Origin of the sequence: Polymorphobacter sp., from assembly GCF_051860865.1 — a bacterium.
Lineage (GTDB): Bacteria > Pseudomonadota > Alphaproteobacteria > Sphingomonadales > Sphingomonadaceae > Sandarakinorhabdus.
In genome coordinates this window covers 1-3,410 of record NZ_JBIMKZ010000133.1, presented here as the reverse complement: position 1 = coordinate 3,410, position 3,410 = coordinate 1, and the positions used below count along the sequence as shown (strand labels likewise).

General features: G+C 68.4%; 4 protein-coding genes. 1 reads left to right on the top strand and 3 read right to left on the bottom strand.

The annotated features are described in order from the left end of the window. The 3 genes from ACTIFJ_RS15135 to ACTIFJ_RS15125 form a co-directional block, all read right to left on the bottom strand. A partial coding sequence (locus ACTIFJ_RS15135) for a hypothetical protein (RefSeq protein WP_439534946.1) occupies window positions 1–673 on the bottom strand: 673 nt, incomplete at its 3' end. Next, entirely contained in the window at window positions 651–1,394 is a 744-nt protein-coding gene (locus ACTIFJ_RS15130) for a molybdopterin-dependent oxidoreductase (RefSeq protein ID WP_439534945.1), read from the bottom strand. The genes ACTIFJ_RS15135 and ACTIFJ_RS15130, both read right to left, overlap by 23 nt. Then, complete coding sequence (locus ACTIFJ_RS15125) at window positions 1,391–2,182, bottom strand: cytochrome b/b6 domain-containing protein (RefSeq protein WP_439534944.1); 792 nt, start codon at window positions 2,180–2,182, stop codon at window positions 1,391–1,393. Before ACTIFJ_RS15125 ends, ACTIFJ_RS15130 begins: the two co-directional genes overlap by 4 nt. A 119-nt stretch (window positions 2,183–2,301) precedes the next feature. Between ACTIFJ_RS15125 and ACTIFJ_RS15120 the strand changes: the two genes are divergently transcribed. After that, on the top strand, window positions 2,302–3,288 hold the full coding sequence (locus ACTIFJ_RS15120; protein ID WP_439534943.1) for a magnesium transporter CorA family protein: 987 nt from the start codon (window positions 2,302–2,304) through the stop codon (window positions 3,286–3,288). The last annotated feature ends 122 nt before the right edge of the window (window positions 3,289–3,410 follow it).

Here is a 3,410-nt window from a genome sequence, read left to right as displayed (position 1 = left end):
CCCCCCGCGCCGCCTCCCCCTCGCCCCCGCCGACCCCCCCCACCCCCGCCCCCCGCCCCACGCCACCCCCCCACCCCCCCCCGCCGAACCGATAGGCCCCCGCATCCACTGCCGCCCCTTTGGCGTCGTCGAGCACCCCCTCGACCACCAGCAGCTCCACCTCCCCCCGCCCGTCGAGATCGAGCACCGCCCCGTCCCCCAGCCGCGCCAGAAATGCCCCCCGGCCCCCGGCATAGGACAGCGCCCGCGTCGAAACCCTCTCGCCGAGCGCAGGCCCGGGATGGGCTGCCCAATCCGCCAGCGGATCGGGAATGAACAGATGCCCCTCCGCCTCGGCGAAATCCGCCGGCTCGGCAAAATGCACCTCGGCCGCGCCGCCATAGCGCACGAACAGCCGATAACCGTCCGGCAGGTCAACCGCCGCGCCATGGCGCATCTGCGCCGGATAGCGCGCATAGCCATGGCGCGGCAGCGGCCGCCCCGCGTCGAACGTCATCGACGGCCCAAGATTGAACATTTCCTCGCTCACCAGATGAAAATGCGGGCGCGAGCCCCCGGGCGCCCGCGGCGGCGCCTCGAGGATCAGGCTGTGGGCGCCGGTCGCCACATCCTCGCGCAGCCGGGTGATGCGCAAGCCATTGGGGCCGGCCTCAGATGCCGGCATACCATTCATAGCCCCGGTCCTCCCAATAGCCACCGGCCCCCCTGCCGAAGCCGTCGAGCGATGCCGCCAGCACGATCTCCTCAACATATTTGGCATGCTTGTAGCCCAGCTGCCGCTCGACCCGCAGCCGCACCGGCGCGCCATGCGACACGTCGAGCGGCTGGCCATTGAGCCGCAGCGCCAGGATCGTCTGCGGATGCCAGGCGTCGATCAGGTCGATGCTCTCATAATAGCGGGCGCCGCCATGATAATTGTCGGCGCACAGCAACACCACATAGCGCGCCGCGTCGCGTACCCCGGCGGCGTTCAGGAGCAGCCCGAGCGGCGGCCCCGCCCAGCCGCCGATGGCACTCCAGCCCTCCACACAGTCATGCCGGGTGATCTGCTCGCGCGCCGGCATCGCCACCAGATCGGCGACGGACAATGACAGCGGCCGCGCCACCAGCCCGCGCACCATCACCCGCCAGTCGGCAAAGCCGGCGGCGGCATGGGCCTGATAGGCCGGCTCGGCCGGCGCGATGGTGCCATTGGCCTTGAACACTGGCGAGATGTCGGCAGCGGAGAATTCGCGCGCCAGCGCGTCGCGCCCCACCAGCCGTTGCCAGCGCCGGGTCGCCGTCTCGGCACTCTTCGCCATCGCCCGCGCCCGCGGATCGGTGATCACCGCGTCGCAGCCGGCCAGCACCAGCCCCGATCCGGCGACCAGCGCTCGGCGGGTGATCAGGCTCATGTGCCACTCTCCACGCGCTGCCAGCCGGTGATCATCCCCCGCGTCAGCTTGAACGGCCCTGCCAGCACCAGCATCAGCAGATGGACGAGGATGAACAGGACGACGAGATTGGTGACGACGAAATGCACCGATCGCGCGCTCTGCCGGCCGCCGAACAGGTCGACGACCCAAGGCCAGCTAGCGTCCATCCCCGGCGCCATGCCGAGGCCGGACAGCACCATCAGCGGCAGCAGCACCAGCGCCGCCCCCGAATAGGCGATCTTCTGCAGCACCTGGTAACGCAGCGCCGCCTCGCCCTTGGGGAAGCGCAGCTTAAGATGCTCGACGATATCGTGCCCGATGTTGCCGGGCTGCAATTCCGTGGCGCCGGGCAGCAGCCGGCGGCGGAAATGGCCGCTGAACACGCCATAGGCCAGATAGACCAGCCCGTTGACGATCAGCAGCCAGGCAGCAGCAAAATGCCAGTTGCGCGCCAGCCCCAGATCGCGCCCCGAGGGGATCGTCGCCCAGTGCGGGAAGGCAATGTTCTGAAGGCTGCCCGACTGGCCTGCAGACAGGCCGAGAACGCCGGTGGTGTCGAAGTTGGTGTCGCCGATCATCACCATGCCGCGCGGCCCGAGCGCGCCGATCGCCAGCCAGCGGCCTTCTGTGTCGACATTGGTCCCCTTCGGCCCCCAGTAGAGCGCCGGATGAGCATTGAAGATGTTGAGCCCGGTCCCGAGCAGCAGCACAACAAGCAGCGCATTCACCCAGTGCGTTATCCGCACCCAGGCCGAATGGCGCTTCACCAGCCGCTCCGGTTGTAGCTGACCCCGCATCGTCTCCCCCATGCGCCACTATAACGCCACCAGGGCCGCGCCGACAGCGACATATTGACCGCATGGCGAGGCTCGGGCACGAATCGCCGATGCTCCGCGCCTACAGTCATGCCGGGGGCCGGCTCACCGCCCAGCCCGTCGGTGCCAGCGATACGCTCCCCGCCGGCACCGTCTGGGTCGACATGCTGACCCCGACACCGGCCGAGGACACGGCGCTCGAGACGGCGCTGGGCGTCGAGATTCCGACGCGCGACGATCTCGCCGAAATCGAGGCCTCCAGCCGGCTCTACACCGACAATGGCAGCATCTACATGACGCTCAGCGTTGCCACCGGCATCCTGCAGAGCAAGGACCTGCTCGCCGCTGAACTTCACCCATTGGCATTGATCCTGGCGCCGGGCGCGATGGTCACGCTGCGCTATGCCGAGCTGACGGTGATCGACCGGCTGGCCGCCCACTGCGCCCGCACTGCCCCGGCGACGCCGCCGGCGCTGCTGATCCAGCTGCTCGATACCATCGTCGACCGGCTCGCCGATTCGATCGAGCGCATCGCTGCCGAGATCGACGCCATAAACCGCCAGGCCTTCCGCCGCGTCGTCCCTCGCGGCCGTCAGCAGCGGCTGTCCAACCTCGCGCTGCAATCGCTGATCCAGCGGCTCGGCACCGCCCAGGATGCGCTGTCCAAGGCCCGCGAATCCGCAGTCAGCCTGTCGCGCGCCGCGAGCTTCCTCGTCCTCAGCCTGCCGAAGGAAGCCAGCCAGACGGCTGCGCTCAAGTCGATGACCCGCGATCTCGCCTCGCTGACCGACCATGCCAGCTATCTCGGCAACAGCATCACCTTCCTGCTCGATACCACTCTGGGGCTGATCAACATCGAGCAGAACGCCGTGCTCAAGATCTTCTCGGTGTTCGCCATCGTCTTCATGCCGCCGACGCTGGTCGCCGGCATTTACGGGATGAACTTCGCCCATATGCCCGAGCTCGACTGGCAGCTCGGCTATCCGATGGCGCTGGTGCTGATGCTGGCGTCGGCGGTGTTGCCCTATCTGATCGCCCGCTGGCGCGGCTGGCTTTAGGTATCAACATTCATAAGAAGCTGGCCTCCAGCTGTAAGAGAAGTGCCTCCGGCGGCTGGGGCCGCAGGCCCCAGACCCCAAATCATCTGGTCGATCCCGAAGGCCTTCTGCTGTCGCCTTGC